Genomic DNA, 15,853 nt, shown 5'->3' on the forward strand with positions numbered 1-15,853 from the left:
CTTGGCTGCCTTTGGAGTAATCTATGCAGCTTTCTCAACTCGAATACCTTCAAGCGGTAGCGAACTATGGCGGCGTGCGCAAAGCAGCTCGCGCCGTTCATGTGAGTCCGCAAGCCGTTTCGTCGGCAATCAAAAAGTTGGAATCTGAGTATCAGATTGTTTTGCTCGACCGATCGGCGGGGGAGGCTGTTTTGTCTCCGGCGGGCAGAGAATTTGCGCGTCGTGCACGCGTGATCCTGGCACAAGTCGACGATTTCAAAAAGTACGCACAATCGAGGGGCGACGGCGTCTCGCCCGACGGCCACTTCCGTCTTTACGCCCCCTGCCTTCATGGACGGGGGCGCCTTTTTGCCGAAAACTGGTATGACTCGTTTGAACGCTCGCACCCTCAGATTCATCTTGATGTGTGGCATCAGCCAACGGCAACATGCTTTGAATCACTTGTGCTTGGCATTTCGGACGCGGCTATCTCGTTTGAGGAACCACGGGACAGCGTCCTTTCTTCAAAATATTTGGGTGAAAAAGAGCTCAAGGTTCTTTCATACCCAGCGGGTCATCAATCTGTTGACGCTATGACCATTCGTGAGTTACTGGGCGGCAGGCTCGCTGTTCCCATTAATTTGTCACCCTGTCTCAATGCGATTAACCAATGCCCTGAAGCCCAGCTCGTCAATTTTCGCTTCCGTGATGTCGAATTCGAAAACAGGGCGCAGGCTGAGTTTCTTCAAGCCGGGGGATTGATATTGGGTTTTTCTGGCTCTTCTCTCGCATCGGATGAATCGGAAGTGAGCGAGTGCTCCATTGAAGCCTCGCATGACGTAGCCTTGCCCATCTACTTTTGCTATCGACAAAATGCCTGGACCGATCGACACCAGACGGTATTTCTTCACCTATTGCGTCATCTCGCTTCGTGAGGCCATTTGGCCTCGTGTCGTCAAGTGAATGTTGACGCCCTGCAACACATAGCTGACAGCTTTGCCCTCATGCTTTTCCAAGATTCCGATTTAGATTGCTGACTCTTGGAGGGCGGAGCATGAAAAACCGTACGGTTTTGCTTTATATGACGTTCGTTTTTCTGTCGAACTTCAGCACCATTTTGTATTTTCTGACGGTTTACCTTGAATTCGTCGGATTCTCGATGGTGGCGATTTCTAGCATGATGATTGCATATCAAGTGAGTAAGTTCATCCTCGAAGTTCCCACTGGCTATATTGCTGATAGGTTTGGACGAAAGACAAGCGGTCTCGTTGGCGGCGTGGGGATGCTTGGATACTACGCCGCCCTGCTTCTCGTCCGTTCCCCTCTGCTTTTAATCGGTGCGTTCGCTCTCAAAGGTTTTGCCGTTGCATGTCTGAGCGGATCCATAGAAGCGATTTACATTGATAGCGTCTCTCAGGACCAGCTCGTAAGACTTAATGTCGTTGAGCGATTTGTTTTCTATGCCTCTTATGCCATCTCCGCTTGCGTGGGCGGTTTCATTTCGTCTGTCGGTGCATATCTCATTGGTCTTTCGGCAGATATCATCGCAATGGTGTTGACGTTGGTTGTCGTTGTCTGCATTCCTGAGATGCGAAGAGGGGGCACTGCGGGGGCACCTGAGCGTGGAATTAGCCCGAAGATGATCGGTGCCGCTATTGCGTGTAATGGCATTCTTCGTTCAGCGTTCATCATGGACTGTTCTCAGGCATTTGCTTTTGTCGCCCTGGAAGACTTTTTCTCACTGCTGCTTGCGGGTCGCGGAATGAATGCCGTCGCTTCGGGTGTGACCATTGCGGTCCAGCTCCTTGCCTCGGCCTCCATGGGGCTTATTGTGCCCAGTGTGATTGCTCATGTCGACAAGGGCCGTTTTGCGCGTATTTGCGGCATCATTCGCTTAGTATTGACAGCTTTGTTTTTGATCCCCCTTGCTCCGGCTAATTTGCTGCCCGTGTTCTATGTGCTGCAGACGGTTGCGTACTCGTTGTTTGCCCCAATCAAATACTCTGTTTTCCAAAATGCTGCCGATTCATCGATGCGCTGTTCACTGATTTCGGTTCAAAGCCAGATGGTGGCGGTGGGTGCTGTTCTTTTCTATCTGCTCAACTCTGTGCTGAGTAGCGTTGCGGGCATTCGAGTCGTATTGCTTGTTGCGCTCGGGATTTCTTCCCTGGTGTATATCCCCGCGCTATTTTGTCTTACAAGTCAAAGGCCATGAGTATTTAGGCACCGATAACTTATATATCAACGCAATAAACCCGAGCGCGAGGGCGTTTGGGTTTATTATTGAAACGTATGTAACCTGGCGGCGCCACACCGCCTGTTAGTAGGGAGACACATGAACGTTCTGGTCGTCAACGCAGGATCTTCGACCCTTAAGTATCAGGTCATCGATACCAAGTCCCATAAGGTGTCCGCGAAGGGCTCCTGCGAGCGCGTCTGCTTTACCGGCGGCACCTTCACCCACGCTGCCAACGGCTCCAAGAAGGTGACCGAGAACATCGAGTTCCCCGACCACAAGGTCGCCATCGAGGTCGTCCTGAAGGACCTCGAGGCCAACGGCGTCAAGATTGAGGGCATCGGCCACCGCATCGTTCAGGGCGGCTGGTACTTTGGCGATTCCTCCCTCGTCGACGAGGACGTTCTCGCCAAGATTCGCGAGGTTGCCCCGCTCGCCCCGCTGCACAATAACCCCGAGGCTAATGTTATCGAGTACTGCCTGGAGCAGTATCCCGACCTGCCCAACGTTACGGTTTACGACACCGCTTTCCACTTCAACATGCCCGAGGTCGCCCGCACCTACGCCCTGCCCAAGGACGTCTGCGACAAGCTGCACATCCGCAAGTATGGCGCTCACGGCACCAGCTACCGTTACATCTCCAAGAAGGTCGCCGAGATGACCAACGGCGAGGCTCGCAAGGTCGTCGTGTGCCACATCGGTTCCGGCGCTTCTCTGTGCGCCATCGAGGACGGCAAGTGCATGGACACCACCATGGGCCTGACGCCGCTCGACGGCGTCATGATGGGTACCCGCTGCGGTTCCATCGACCCGGCTACCGTGTGCTACCTGCAGCGCGAGGGTGGCTACACTTTTGACGAGGTCGACGAGATGATGAACAAGAAGTCCGGCCTCATGGCCGTGACTGGCGGCAAGACCAACGACTGCCGTAACGTCGAGGAGCTCGCCGCCGCTGGCGACCCCGAGGCTCAGCTCGCCTTCGATATGTTCGTCTACAAGATTGCCGCCAAGGCCGCCGAGATGGCCACCTCCATGTGTGGCATGGACACCCTGGTCTTTACTGCTGGCATCGGTGAGCACGCTCCGGCCGTTCGCGCCGGCGTGGCCGATCGTCTGGCTTTTATGGGCGTCAAGATGGATCATGCCCGCAATGCCCTGCGCGGCGACGGCGCTTGGTGCCTGTCCGCCAAGGATTCCAAGGTCAAGATTTTTGTCATCCCCACGGACGAGGAGTTCATGATCGCTTCCGACGTCGAGCGCATCGTCAACGCCAAGTAATTGCAAGAGGGGAGGGGCTGGACAGCAACATGCCGTTTGGCCCCTCTTTTGCGCTCGTTGGGCGATATGCATGATAGCTATTTATCAAGCTGTGATAACTTCTCATTAACATACGGCCGCCTTAAGGGGCATGCCGACCGTATTGCACTGCAAAGGAGTCTCATGAACGTACTTGTTGTCAACGCCGGCAGCTCAAGCCTTAAATATCAGCTCTTGGATACCGATACCCGCGAGGTTTTTGCCAAGGGCAACTGCGAGCGTATCGGCTCGGACATGGGCATCTTTGGTCACGCCGAGAACGGTGGCGCCAAGCAGACCGAAGAGGTTCCCTTCCCCGATCATCGCTCGGCCATTGCGCGCGTACTCGAGGAGCTCGATAAGACCGACTTTACGATCGATGGCATCGGCCACCGTATCGTTCAGGGTGGCTGGCATTTCGATGATTCCGCGGTCGTCGACGATGAGGTCATGGCTAAGATCCTTGAGGTGGCCCCGCTCGCCCCGCTGCACAATTACGGCGAGGCCGCGGCAATCGAATATTGCCGTGAGAAGTATCCGGAGCTGCCCAATGTGGCCGTCTTCGACACCTCGTTCCACATGACCATGCCCGAGGTCGCCTACACCTACGCCCTGCCCAAGGACGTGTGCGACAAGTACCACGTGCGCAAATATGGCGCGCACGGTACGAGCCACCGTTACGAGTGGATGATGGCCAAGGAGATCCTGGGTGCGCGCTGCCACCGTCTGCTTTCGTGCCATCTGGGCAACGGCGCCTCGCTTGCCGCCATCGAGGACGGCGTGTGCCGCGATACCACGATGGGCCTCACGCCGCTTGACGGTCTGATGATGGGTACCCGTTGCGGTTCTATCGACCCGGCCACCGTGTGCTACCTCCAGCGCGAGGGCGGCTACACCTACCAGGAAGTCGATGACATGATGAACAAGCAGTCCGGTCTGCTTGCCATCTCGGGCATCTCCAACGACGCCCGCGACATCCGTACGCGCGCCTCCGAGGGTGACGAGCGCTGCCTGCTCGCCTTCGATATGTTCGCCTATAAGGCCATGCAGCAGGCCGGTTCCATGATCGCCTCCATGGCGGGCGTGGACACCATTACTTTTACCGCCGGCATCGGCGAGAATGACTGGTCGATCCGCAAGGCCTTCTGCGACTGCTTTGAGTGGCTGGGCGTGCGCATCGACAACAACAAGAACCGCGAGGCCGTGGGCAACGGCCCGCAGGTCATCAGCGCCGCTGGCTCTTCCGTCACGGTCATGGTCATCCCCACCGACGAGGAATACATGATCGCCCACGACGTCGAGCGCCTGACCGCGAACAACTAGCGCTCATTTGCAATTGAATGAAAGGCCTCCAGAGCAAACGGCTCCGGAGGCCTTTTTGTTGGCAGAAGGACGACGACCCAAGCTTTGCCGCTCAGATCCAAAGTGATCGATTCCAAACACATACGCCCTCAGCAACGTCACCCATGCATTCAGATCCTCAGCCCCAGCTCGTAGCCAAGCCGCCGTCCACTCCAGATTCCCTGATCGCTACGTAGCGGTAGAAGGCCGCACAGGCTAACCCCTGAAAACAATCCGCAGACCAGAAACGCCCCCGTTCGTAGCTCCGAAGGAGCAGAACGGGGGCGTTTCATTGGTCGAGGACGTTTTCAGGGGTTAGCCTGTGCGGCATTCGGTGGGATACGTCCGCTACTCAGCCATCTGAGCCTGGACGGCGGTGATGGCCACGACACCCACGATGTCGTCGGCAGAGCAGCCGCGCGAAAGGTCGTTAACCGGCTTGGCGATGCCCTGCAGGATGGGGCCGTAAGCATCGGCGCCGGCGAAGCGCTGGACCAGCTTGTAGCCGATGTTGCCGGCCTCGAGGTCGGGGAACACAAGCACGTTGGCCTTACCGGCGACGGAGGAGCTGGGAGCCTTGAGCTGGGCGACGGTGGGAACGATGGCGGCGTCGAGCTGCAGGTCGCCATCGATGGCGAGCTCGGGGGCCTTCTCCTTGCAGAACTTCACGGCCTCTTGGACCTTCTTAGCGACCTCGCCGCCGGCGGAGCCCATGGTGGAGTAGGAGAGCATGGCCACGTGCGGCTCGACGCTGCCCATAAAAGTGGACCAGGAGTGAGCGGAGGCGATGGCGATCTCGGAGAGCTCGTCGGAGGACGGGTTGATGTTGAGGCCGCAGTCGGCGAAGATCAGCGTACCGTCGGTGCCGAACTGCGGGGTGTCGGTGCACATCACGAAGAAGGCCGAGACCAGCTTGGTGCCCGGGGCGGTCTTGAGGATCTGCAGCGCGGGGCGCAGGGTGTCGGCGGTGGAGTGGCAGGCGCCGGAGACCAGGCCGTCGGCGTCGCCCATCTTGACCATCATGGTGCCAAAGTAGGTGGCGTCCATCACCTGGGCGCGAGCCTGCTCGATGGTGACACCCTTCTTGGCACGGAGCTCGGCAAACTTCTGCGCGTACTCCTCGTGCTTCTCGGCATTGCGCGGATCGATGACGGTGGCGCCGGGAACGTTGATCTCGTCGGGGTTGCCCAGGATGACGATCTTTGCCAGGCCCTCCTCGATAATCTTGGTGGCCGCGACGATGGTGCGCGGATCCTCGCCCTCGGGCAGGACGATCGTCTTAAGGTCGGCCTTGGCGGCAGACTTCATACGGTTAAGGAAATCGCTCATGTTACTCCTTACAAGCGTTTCACTAAGCTCCAGGCGCCCGGCTGTTCACGAATAAACCCGCTGCTAGCGGGTTTACCTTTCAAATTTGTACGCCGCGGTGCTTGAGCTTTCCTTGTGTGGCAAGCTCATTATAGGACGCATTAGCGCTATAATCGCTCTGATAAATATGTCTCGAAGAATGTTCGAGAAAAGCCCAGCTAACGAGCCCGTGGCTTTTGACAAGGAGTATCGATGCAGATTACCTCAGGCCTGCCTGAAGGCTTTAACGCCGGCGCGTACGACATGATTGTCGTCGGTGCTGGATATGCCGGTGCCGTTTGCGCCCGCCGTCTTGCCGAGACCATCGGCTATCGTGTTGCCGTTTTGGAGCGCCGTAGCCACATTGCGGGCAATGCCTATGACTGCACTGACGAGGCCGGAATCCTGATCCACGAGTACGGTCCGCATATCTATCACACCTTTAACGAGCGCGTGCACAATTTCCTGTCGCGCTTTACCAAGTGGACGGATTATCAGCACAAGGTGCTCGCCAACATCAACGGCACCCTTATGCCCGTGCCCTTCAACCATGCGAGTCTCAAACTCGCCTTTGGTGACGAGCGCGGCGAGGAGCTGTATCAGAAGCTCGTGGAGACCTTTGGCAAGGATGTCAAGGTGCCCATTATGGAGCTGCGTAAGAAGAACGACCCCGACTTGGCCGAGGTCGCTGATTACATCTACGAGAACGTCTTTTTGCATTACACCATGAAGCAGTGGGGCCAGACGCCCGATCAGATCGACCCCTCGATCACCGGCCGCGTCCCCGTCTTTGTGGGCGATGACGATCGCTACTTCCCGCAGGCTCCTTTCCAGGGCATGCCGCAGGACGGCTATACCGCGCTGTTCGAGCACATGCTCGACCACGATCTGATTGATGTGTTCTGCGACGTGGACGCCCGCGACCTCTTCGAGATCGACGAGACCACCGTCAAGATCGACGGCAAGGTCTACGGCGGCGAGATCGTCTACACCGGTCCACTCGACGAGCTGTTCAACCTCGACCTGGGCGCGCTGCCGTACCGCACGCTCGATATGAAGTTCGAGACGCTCGATATGGATCAGTTCCAGCCCGTGGGCACCGTCAACTACACCACGAGCGAGGACTTCACGCGTATCACCGAGTTCAAGAACATGACCGGTCAGGTCCTGCCCGGCAAGACCACCATCATGAAGGAGTACTCCAAGGCCTATACGCCCGGCTCGGGCGAGACGCCGTATTACGCCATCCTGGAGCCCGAGAACCGTGAGCTCTACGAGCGCTATCTTGAGCGCGTCCAGAACCTGACGAACTTCCACCCAGTTGGTCGCCTGGCCGAGTATCGCTACTACGATATGGATGCTGTGACCAACTCCGCCCTCGACCTATCGGATGAGATTATCGCCTGCCATGCATAAAGTTATTACATTCGGTATTCCCTCGTATAACGCCGCCAAGGACATGGACCATTGCATCACCTCTATTCTGGAGGGGAGCAATTACGCCACCGATATCGAGATTATCATCGTCGATGACGGTTCCAAGGACGAGACGGCCGCTAAGGCCGACGAGTGGGAGGCGCGTTACCCCGGCATTATCCGCGCGGTGCATCAGGAGAATGGCGGCCACGGTATCGCCGTCCTTTCGGGCTTGTGCGAGGCGCAGGGCACCTATTACAAGGTTGTCGACTCGGACGACTGGCTCGACGGCGCAGCCCTTTCGACCATGCTTTCGATCCTGCGCGGCTTTGAGGAGCGCGACCAGCGCGTGGACCTGTTTATCTCGAACTACGTGTACGAGAAGGTTTACGAGGGCACGCATACCGCTATCGGTTACAAGTTTGCCCTGCCGCGCAAAAAGATCTTTACCTGGGACCAGATCGGTCATTTCCGCCTGGACCAGAACCTACTCATGCACAGCCTGTGCTATCGCACGGATGTACTGCGCGAGTCCAACCTTCCCATGCCGCCGCACACGTTCTATGTGGACAACATCTACGCCTACGTGCCGCTGCCGCGTTGCAAGACTATCTATTACGCCGACATCGACCTCTACCGCTACTTTATCGGTCGCGAGGGCCAGAGCGTCAACGAGGCGACGATGGTTAAACGCCTGGACCAGCAGTTCCGCGTTACGCGCATCATGATGGAATCATTCCACCTGTACAGCGATGTTGAGTCGTCGCGTCTGCGCTCGTACATGATGGGCTATTTCACCATGATGATGGCGATTTGCTCGGTGCTTACCAAGCTTTCCGATGAGGATTGTGCCGATGAGCGTCTGAAGACGCTGTGGGGCGATTTGAAGTCCTACGACGAGCGCATGTATCGTCGTGCGCGCTACGGCGTGGTCGGCTTCTTTACCAACCTGCGCGGACGGGCCGGGGACAAAACCACACTCGGCCTATACCGTCTTGCCTCAAAGATCTTCAAATTCAACTAGGGCAGAAACGCTCGGGTTACGGGGACCCCTGGTCCTTAACTTGCTACTTCGGACAGTCCTGCGCAAGACGGAGGCGCCACTGGCGCCTCCTTTGCGTGCGGAACTCGTATCAAGTTAAGGACCAGGGGTCCTCTGCTATGTCTCGCTTTATGTCAGACGGCTGAATTTGAAGATCTTGGACGCGCGGTACACAGGGGCCTGGGCTGAAAGGGATCTGGTTGAGTAGGTTGCCCGGTGGGGCTTGGTTATGTTTGTCGCGAGTTCCGCACGAGCCGAAGAGCACTTAATGCGCTCTTCGTGCGAGCCAGGACTGTAGAGCAGCAAACATAACCAAGCCCTACCGGGCAACCGGTCAGGTGAGGTTACTTTGCGGCGCCGGGGATGCCGTGGGAGGTTTTGGCGGTTTTGGCTCCGTTTACGATGGCGGTCTGTAGGGCCCTTACGGCGAGCATGCCCAGCAGGTCTAGGGGTACGGCGGCGCTTGTCTGAGCGTCTAGTTTGCCGCTGGCGAGGGTGTAGATGGTGTCGCCGTCGTTGGTGGTGTGCGTGGGGCGGATGGCGTGCGCATAGGCGTCTGCGGCCATCTGGGAGACCTTGGTGGCCTGAGCCTTGGTGAGCTCAACGTTGGTGACGATGCAGCTGATGGTGGTGTTGATGCGGTCGAGCGGCATCTGCATAGAGCCGGCGGCGGCAAAAGCGGCGAGCTCCATATCGATGATCTGGTCGCTATCGGCTGCTGCGCGCATGCCTGCCACCCACTCGCCCGTGGTCGGGTCGACGACGTTGCCGCAGGCGTTGACCGAAACCACGGCGCCTACCTTAACGGGACCGAGCGCCACGGCGGCAGTGCCAAGGCCGGCCTTCATGCAGGTGGCGGGGCCCATGAGCTTACCTACGGTAGCGCCGGTGCCGGCGCCCACATTGCCCTGCTCGAGTGTGGTGGGGGTGTTGTCGAGTGCCTCGCGCACGGCGGCGATGCCGGCCTCTATGTCGGGGCGAACGGTGGGATCGCCAAAGGCGAGGTCGAAGATGCAGCTGGAGCACACGATAGGCACCTGCGTGGGGCCGACGGGAAGGCCGATGCCGCGGCTCTCGAGCTCGCGGGCGACGCCGCTTGCGGCCTCCAGACCAAAGGCCGATCCGCCCGAAAGGCAGACGGCGTGGACCTTGTCGACGGTGTTCTCGGGTCGCAGCAGGTCGGTTTCGCGCGATGCTGGAGCACCGCCGCGAACGTCAGCGCCGCCGGTGGCGCCCTCGGGTGCCACGATTACGGTGCAACCGGTGCCGGCCTCCTCGTCCGTGTAGTTGCCAAAGCAAAAGCCATCGACATCGCAGACGTCAATGGCCTCGAGCAGTGTATCCATGTTTAACTCCTATCGGTTTTCCGCCGCGCCATGTGCCCGGTCGGGATCCGTACGGTACGCCAAAATTGTAGGCGCTGGGGGATACCCAGCGCCAGGTGCAATTACGAGAGTTTTTGAATCGCGCGCGCGACGCGAGCGATGGGCAGGCCCACCACGTTGTAGAAGTCGCCCGAAATATCATGCACGAGCATGCGCCCGCCGACGCCCTGGATGCCGTAGGCGCCGGCTTTGTCCATGGGCTCGCCCGAGGCGACGTAGAGCTCAATCTGCTCGTCGGTGAGCTCATAGAACGTCACGTCGGTCACATCGACAAACGACAGGCTCTCGGCGGCGTGCGGAGCCGTGGCGTCGCCGGCCTTGACGATGCAGACGCCGGTCGCCACCTGGTGCGTGCGGCACGAAAGCTCGCGGAGCATGGCGCGCGCCTCGTCCTCATTTGCGGGCTTGCCCAAAATTCTACCGTCAAACGTGACGATAGTATCGGCAGCGACGGTCAGCTCGTTGGGCTCGGCGTGTTCAGCGGCGACGGCAGCGGCTTTGGCGCGTGCCAGGCGCTCGACGAGCGTAAGCGGAGCTTCGCCATCAAAAGGCGTCTCGTCGATATCTGCTGGAATCACGCGAATGTCATAGCCCGCTTCGCGCATCAACTCGATGCGGCGCGGTGATTGCGAAGCTAAAATCATAGCTGAATGCCCTCGGCAACCTTCTCGACGGCCTTGTCGCCGGCGAGCGTGCGCAGCAGCTCAAGCGCAAAGGGGAGCGACTGGGCCATGCCGCTGGCGGTGATGATGTTGCCGTCTTGCGTAACCTTCTCGCCGGTATAGGCGCCTTCGGGGAAGCTTTTCTCAAAGCCAGGGAAGCAAGTGGCGTGGCGCCCCTCGAGCAGGTCGAGCTCACCCAGGATAAACGGGGCGGCGCAGATGGCGGCGACGTGCTTGGTCGCGGCGAACTCGCAGACCACGTCGCAGACGCGCTGATCGGCGCGCAGGTTGGTGGCACCGGGCAGGCCGCCGGGCAGCACGACGCAGTCGTACTCGTCAAAATTGATCTCATCAAAGAGCGCATCGCAGGTCACGGGGATCTGCAGCGAGCTTACGACCTCACGCGTGGGCATGATCGAGACGAGCGTGGCACGCACGCCGCCGCGACGCATGACATCGACCATGGTCAGGCATTCAATAGTTTCAAAGCCATCGGCGGCGAGAACGGCAACGCTGGGCATGAGGGTTCCTTTCATAGGGCGGCATACAATTAGCCGTCTTATACCCCGAAGACTCATGCTTGCCATGCCCCATTCCCAAATGATTTTTCTGGGACGGGGATTTAATGATCATTCGGTACACAATGATCATTAAATCCCCGTCCCAGAAAAATCATTTGGGCGGTGGGTTCGAGCAGTTGGGTTAGTTGCGCTTGAGGTGGACGACGGTTTCGCAGTGGAAGGTTTGCGGGAACAGGTCGACTGGCGTGATCTTTACGGGGGAGAAGGTGCCTTCTTCGACAAAGCGTTTGAGATCGCGCGCCAGGGTGGCCGGGTCGCAGCTCACGTAGGCGACATCGCGAGCACTCGTGCTGGCGATAAGGTCGATCGCCTCGGGGGCGAGGCCTGCACGCGGCGGGTCGACCACCAGGACATCGGCGTCCTGATCGGGGAACTCGCGCACCGCGTCGCCGCCGATGACATCGACGTTATCGAGTTTGTTGATCTCCAGGTTACGGCGCAGGTCGCGCACGGCCGGGCCGTAGGCCTCGACGGCGGCAACAAAGTCGCAGCGGCGGGCGAGCGGCAGGGTGAAGGTTCCAGCTCCGCAATACAGGTCCACGGCAAGTTCGTCTTCCTGCGGGTCGAGCGCCTCCATGACAAGCTCGATCAAAATCTCGGCACCCTTGGTGTTGACCTGGAAAAACGACGGGGCCGAAAGGCGCATCTGGCCGTCGGCGATGTTCTCGGTCCAGGAGCCCTCACCGGCGAGCATCTCAACCTTGGAGACGCGGCGGGCCTTCTTCTCACCCTTGCTCATAACGCGCACTATGCTCGTGGGGTGTGCGGCGTCTGCCAGCACGCGCGAGACTTGCGAGCGCGGGAACGAGCCCGTGGGCGTCCAGAGCGCGACCTCGAGCGCTTTGGTGCGACGCGAGGCGCGAATGCCCACGCGCTCCAAGCCCAGGTCGTGGCTGCCGCTCAGATAGTTAAGCGCGCCGACGACCGATTTGAGCGCCTTGGGAAAACGCTTATCGAACAGCGGGCACGAATCGACGGTCACGATCTTGCTGGGATCGACGCCGTGCATGCCAAGACGAACGCGGCCGTTAACGACGGTCGGTTCGAGCTCAATTTTATTGCGGTAGCCCCAATCGTCCTTGGTGTGGCGGATGGGCTGCACCAGCTCGTCGACTTGCTCGGGGGTGAACTTGCCGATGCGCTCGAGCGTGGAGCGCAGGTTTTGCTCCTTGGCGGCAAGCTGAGCGGTGCGCGAGAGATTGCCCCACGAGCAGCCACCGCAGACGCCCACGAAGGGGCAGGGAGGCTGAATTCGATCGGGGCTCGGCTCAAGAATCTCGGTGGCGCGGGCGCGCATAAACGACTTGCCGTCCTGCACGATTTCGACCTCGACGGTATCGCCCGCCACGGCGCCCTGTACAAATACGGCCTTGCCGTTGTCGGCGTGCGCCAGACCATCGGCGCCATACGTCATCGATTCTACGGTGAGCTTCATATTCCTGCCTGTCATTCGCGTTGTTGTCCGCAACCATGGTAGCAGGGAAAAGCGCCCCGTACCTGAGGCATTCCTCAAATTCGGGGCGCTTCTACAAACGTCTATTTCGTCTTGCCGGTAATGAGCGTCTTAAGGCCTAAGCCGATCAGGCCCAGACCCATACGCACGCGGCCGGGGCGATGGCGCTCGATGGCCTTGGTCTTGCCGGCGGGTTTCTCGCGGTGGGCGCTTGCATGGGGCGCGGACTTGACGGTCTGCGGCCGAGGCTGGGGCTGGGGCGCAGGCTCGGGTTCGGATTCCAGGTCGGGTTCAATGACGGTTGCCTGGACCTTCTGGACCTTGGGAACGTCCGCCTGGGGCTTGGGCTTGGGGCCCAGAACAGGTGCGGATTCCGGTTTTGCTTTGGCGACGGGCTCCGAAGCCACGGCTGCGGACTCGGCGTTGCGATAAGTGCGCTCCAACAGGAACTCCTGCGAGTTAAAGGGCTTCTCACCCTCTTTTCGCTCTACGGGAACCCAGGTGCCGTCGCTCGTCAGGCTGCGTGCCTTCACGTTGTCGCGCAGCTGCACGCCCATGTACTCGTGCACCAGCGCGCGGCAGGTGGGGTCGAGCACGGGGAAGGCGATCTCTACGCGATGCTCGGTGTTGCGCGTCATCATGTCGGCCGAGCTCAGGTAGATCATGTCCGAGTCCACGCCGAAGGCATAGACGCGCGCGTGCTCCAAGAAGCGTCCGACGATAGAACGTACGTGCACGTTTTCGGTCTTGCCCGCAATGTTGGGCTTCAGGCACGAGATGCCGCGGATGATCATGTCCACGCGCACACCGGCACACGATGCCTCGGCGATCTTGTCGATGACCTCGCGGTCAGTCAACGAGTTGAGCTTAAAGAATACGCGCGCGGGCTCGCCGGCGAGAGCGCGTTGGATCTCGCGGTCCAGACCGCGCATGATGAGTGGCTTAAGGCCGACGGGCGCCACGCCCAAAAAGCGGTAGTCGCCGCGCAGGTTGCCCAGCGACAGGTTGCGGAAGAACAGGTTGGCGTCTTCGCCGATCCCGGGATGGGCGGTCATGAGCATAAAGTCGCTGTAGAGCTTGGCCGTCTTCTCGTTAAAGTTACCGGTGCCCAAAAGCGTGAGTCGGGTGAGCGCCATGCCCTCGCGATAGGTGAGCTGGCAGATCTTTGAGTGGCATTTAAAGCCCTCGGAGCCATAGATAACGGTGCAGCCCGCTTCTTCCAGACGCTCTGCCCACTCGATGTTATTTTGCTCGTCAAAGCGCGCGCGGAGCTCCATGAGCACCGTGACCTCTTTGCCGTTCTCGGCGGCGTCAATCAACGACTCGCACAGACGACTCTGCTTGGCCACGCGGTAGAGCGTGATGCGCAGCGAGATGCACTCGGGGTCGTAGGCGGCCTCGTGTACCAGGTCCAGGAACGGATTCATGGCCTCGTAGGGGTAAAAGAGCAACTTGTCGCCCTGCAGCACCTGCTCGCGAATGGAGCGGGACATGTCGATGGTGGGGTTGGGCTGCGGCTTAAACGGCGTAAAGAGGAGCTCGTTGCGCAGGTGCTCGGGAATTTTGCCCTCGATGCCAAAGACGTAGTCCAGGTCGAGCGGGATATCGCAGGTAAAAACCGAGCGGCGCGAAAGCTCAAGCGCTTTGCGGATGGTCTTGAGCGTCGCCTTCTCGAGCGAACCGGAGACGGCAAGCACCACCGGCTGCAGGCGCAAGCGCTTTTTGAGGATGCGCTTCATGTGCTGGCGGTAATCCTCTTCCTCCTCGACGCCCTCGCCGTCCGGGTCGATATCGGCATTGCGGGTGACGCGGATCAGAGCGCGGTCGAGCGGCTTATAGGAGCCAAAGCAGCTGTCCAAGCAGGCAAGAATGACGTCCTCGAGCAAGATGTAGGAGTAGGTGCCGGCGGGCGAGGGAATCTCGACCACGCGGTTCATCGAGGCGGGAATCTCGATGAGGCCCAGCAGACTTTCCTCGTCCGTGACACCGTCCAGTCCGCAAGCTAGATAGAGTGCGCCGTTGCGCAGGTTGGGGAAGGGGTGGCGCGGGTCAATGACCAACGGCGAGATGACCGGCGACACGTAGGCCTGGAAGTAGCGGGTGACAAAGGTGCGCTCCTCGGGCGTAAGCGAATCGACGCGAGCGCGGTGAACGCCCAGGGCGTCGAGTTTGCCCTCGATGCTCTTGAAGATGGACTCCCAACGGGTAAGGAGCCCGGGCATTTCGGCCATGACGGCATCGACCTGTTCGGAGGCGGTCATATTGCTCTTGTTATCGACAGGCTGTTTTTTGAGCTCTGCCAGGTCGGACAGGCCGCCCACGCGCACCATGAGAAACTCATCGAGGTTGGACTCGAAGATCGACACGAACTTTAGACGCTCGAACAAAGGAACGGTCTCGTCGAATGCCTCGTCAAGCACGCGGTTATCAAAGCGTAGCCAGCTGAGCTCTCGGTTCTGCGTATACGAGAAGTCGCGCGGCGGTTTGCGCAGCTTTGCGGCGGCTTGCTTCTTTTCGATTTTGCTCGGCATATGCATCTGTCCGTTCAGTCCCTACAGGGGACGGTAGCCTAACACTGTTCTCTATTGTCTCAATTTAGTCGACCTATGGCACGGGCGTATCACGCGAACGGTATCTTTACCTACTTCTAACGCTGACGAGCCGAAGCACTTACGTCCGGTGCTTTGAGTAAGCGATCTATATCCTCACTCAACTGGTGAGAATGTATGAATAAGAATGATAGCAAGCTGAATATAATCGAATGTAGGTCGAATCGAGGACAAGCGTCATATATATGCAGAAAACCGTTTTCGCTATGCAATTTTGAATCATGGATAACTTTGAGTGTTCAATCTTGATTTCTTAGAAAAATAACGTTTACCTAGGAAAATCTGCTTTACGAAACTGAAGTGCATCATGGGAAATCATATGCGATATACCGTTCATCGTACTTTGCTGACCGTTCGGGGGCGAGGTGGAATTGCGGGTGGAAATTGGATATAACTAGAGCTGTCAGCAAGCAGCGTTCCATATGGAGGGGCGCTGATACATTCGGCCAGTAAGGCCCGAAAGAAAGGTAGGAGGCCATGACGAAAGGTCTGCACGTGCCTTCCGA

General features: G+C 58.9%; 12 protein-coding genes. 6 read left to right on the top strand and 6 right to left on the bottom strand.

Translation table 11 applies throughout. The annotated features are described in order from the left end of the window. The first annotated feature begins 23 nt into the window (after positions 1-23). From DW123_RS04120 to DW123_RS04135, 4 genes are all read left to right on the top strand, one after another. Positions 24-914 (top strand): LysR family transcriptional regulator, encoded by an 891-nt coding sequence (locus tag DW123_RS04120; RefSeq protein WP_118273493.1) that lies wholly within the window; start codon positions 24-26, stop codon positions 912-914. Between the two features lie 119 nt (positions 915-1,033). Then, positions 1,034-2,194 carry an MFS transporter gene (locus DW123_RS04125; protein ID WP_117820682.1) on the top strand — a complete coding sequence of 387 codons (1,161 nt, stop codon included), beginning with the start codon at positions 1,034-1,036 and terminating at the stop codon, positions 2,192-2,194. Between the two features lie 120 nt (positions 2,195-2,314). Continuing rightward, entirely contained in the window at positions 2,315-3,493 is a 1,179-nt protein-coding gene (locus DW123_RS04130; RefSeq protein ID WP_117735248.1) for an acetate/propionate family kinase, read from the top strand. 162 nt (positions 3,494-3,655) lie between these two features. Then, on the top strand, positions 3,656-4,834 hold the full coding sequence (locus DW123_RS04135) for an acetate/propionate family kinase (protein WP_117743476.1): 1,179 nt from the start codon (positions 3,656-3,658) through the stop codon (positions 4,832-4,834). Between the two features lie 366 nt (positions 4,835-5,200). Here DW123_RS04135 and pta read toward each other — a convergent pair whose 3' ends face one another. After that, positions 5,201-6,181, bottom strand: a complete 981-nt coding sequence (gene pta, locus DW123_RS04140; protein WP_118273494.1) for a phosphate acetyltransferase — start codon at positions 6,179-6,181, stop codon at positions 5,201-5,203. Positions 6,182-6,412: 231 nt separating this feature from the next. Between pta and glf the strand changes: the two genes are divergently transcribed. Both glf and DW123_RS04150 read left to right on the top strand, forming a co-directional pair. Beyond that, complete coding sequence (glf, locus tag DW123_RS04145; protein WP_118273495.1) at positions 6,413-7,615, top strand: UDP-galactopyranose mutase; 1,203 nt, start codon at positions 6,413-6,415, stop codon at positions 7,613-7,615. Further along, complete coding sequence (locus DW123_RS04150) at positions 7,608-8,639, top strand: glycosyltransferase family 2 protein (RefSeq protein ID WP_118273496.1); 1,032 nt, start codon at positions 7,608-7,610, stop codon at positions 8,637-8,639. The genes glf and DW123_RS04150 overlap by 8 nt, the downstream gene beginning before the upstream one ends. A gap of 362 nt (positions 8,640-9,001) precedes the next feature. On the opposite strand, the gene DW123_RS04155 is transcribed toward DW123_RS04150, so the two are convergent. The 5 genes from DW123_RS04155 to ppk1 all read right to left on the bottom strand — a co-directional run bounded on the left by DW123_RS04155 (position 9,002) and on the right by ppk1 (position 15,269). Further along, the gene (locus tag DW123_RS04155; protein ID WP_117735244.1) at positions 9,002-10,003 is read right to left on the bottom strand and encodes a P1 family peptidase; all 1,002 of its coding nucleotides are present in this window, start codon (positions 10,001-10,003) and stop codon (positions 9,002-9,004) included. A gap of 101 nt (positions 10,004-10,104) precedes the next feature. Beyond that, positions 10,105-10,686, bottom strand: coding sequence for a nucleoside triphosphate pyrophosphatase (locus DW123_RS04160; RefSeq protein WP_117735243.1), 582 nt, complete (start codon positions 10,684-10,686; stop codon positions 10,105-10,107). Next, on the bottom strand, positions 10,683-11,225 hold the full coding sequence (locus DW123_RS04165) for a DJ-1 family glyoxalase III (protein ID WP_055287259.1): 543 nt from the start codon (positions 11,223-11,225) through the stop codon (positions 10,683-10,685). The genes DW123_RS04160 and DW123_RS04165 overlap by 4 nt, the downstream gene beginning before the upstream one ends. A 181-nt stretch (positions 11,226-11,406) precedes the next feature. Next, positions 11,407-12,735 carry a 23S rRNA (uracil(1939)-C(5))-methyltransferase RlmD gene (gene rlmD / locus DW123_RS04170; RefSeq protein WP_117735242.1) on the bottom strand — a complete coding sequence of 443 codons (1,329 nt, stop codon included), beginning with the start codon at positions 12,733-12,735 and terminating at the stop codon, positions 11,407-11,409. An 86-nt stretch (positions 12,736-12,821) separates the two neighbouring features. Further along, complete coding sequence (gene ppk1, locus DW123_RS04175) at positions 12,822-15,269, bottom strand: polyphosphate kinase 1 (RefSeq protein ID WP_233540165.1); 2,448 nt, start codon at positions 15,267-15,269, stop codon at positions 12,822-12,824. Positions 15,270-15,853: the final 584 nt, after the last annotated feature.

The sequence above is a fragment of the Collinsella sp. AM10-26 genome (genome assembly GCF_003472525.1).
GTDB lineage: Bacteria > Actinomycetota > Coriobacteriia > Coriobacteriales > Coriobacteriaceae > Collinsella.

Excerpts from the sequence above, each read along its gene's own strand:
- DW123_RS04120 (WP_118273493.1), top strand. The coding sequence starts at position 24 with ATGCAGCTTTCTCAACTCGAATACCTTCAAGCGGTAGCGAACTATGGC.
- DW123_RS04125 (WP_117820682.1), top strand. The coding sequence starts at position 1,034 with ATGAAAAACCGTACGGTTTTGCTTTATATGACGTTCGTTTTTCTGTCG.
- DW123_RS04130 (WP_117735248.1), top strand. The coding sequence starts at position 2,315 with ATGAACGTTCTGGTCGTCAACGCAGGATCTTCGACCCTTAAGTATCAG.
- DW123_RS04135 (WP_117743476.1), top strand. The coding sequence starts at position 3,656 with ATGAACGTACTTGTTGTCAACGCCGGCAGCTCAAGCCTTAAATATCAG.
- pta (WP_118273494.1), bottom strand. The coding sequence starts at position 6,181 with ATGAGCGATTTCCTTAACCGTATGAAGTCTGCCGCCAAGGCCGACCTT.
- glf (WP_118273495.1), top strand. The coding sequence starts at position 6,413 with ATGCAGATTACCTCAGGCCTGCCTGAAGGCTTTAACGCCGGCGCGTAC.
- DW123_RS04150 (WP_118273496.1), top strand. The coding sequence starts at position 7,608 with ATGCATAAAGTTATTACATTCGGTATTCCCTCGTATAACGCCGCCAAG.
- DW123_RS04155 (WP_117735244.1), bottom strand. The coding sequence starts at position 10,003 with ATGGATACACTGCTCGAGGCCATTGACGTCTGCGATGTCGATGGCTTT.
- DW123_RS04160 (WP_117735243.1), bottom strand. The coding sequence starts at position 10,686 with ATGATTTTAGCTTCGCAATCACCGCGCCGCATCGAGTTGATGCGCGAA.
- DW123_RS04165 (WP_055287259.1), bottom strand. The coding sequence starts at position 11,225 with ATGCCCAGCGTTGCCGTTCTCGCCGCCGATGGCTTTGAAACTATTGAA.
- rlmD (WP_117735242.1), bottom strand. The coding sequence starts at position 12,735 with ATGACAGGCAGGAATATGAAGCTCACCGTAGAATCGATGACGTATGGC.
- ppk1 (WP_233540165.1), bottom strand. The coding sequence starts at position 15,269 with ATGCCGAGCAAAATCGAAAAGAAGCAAGCCGCCGCAAAGCTGCGCAAA.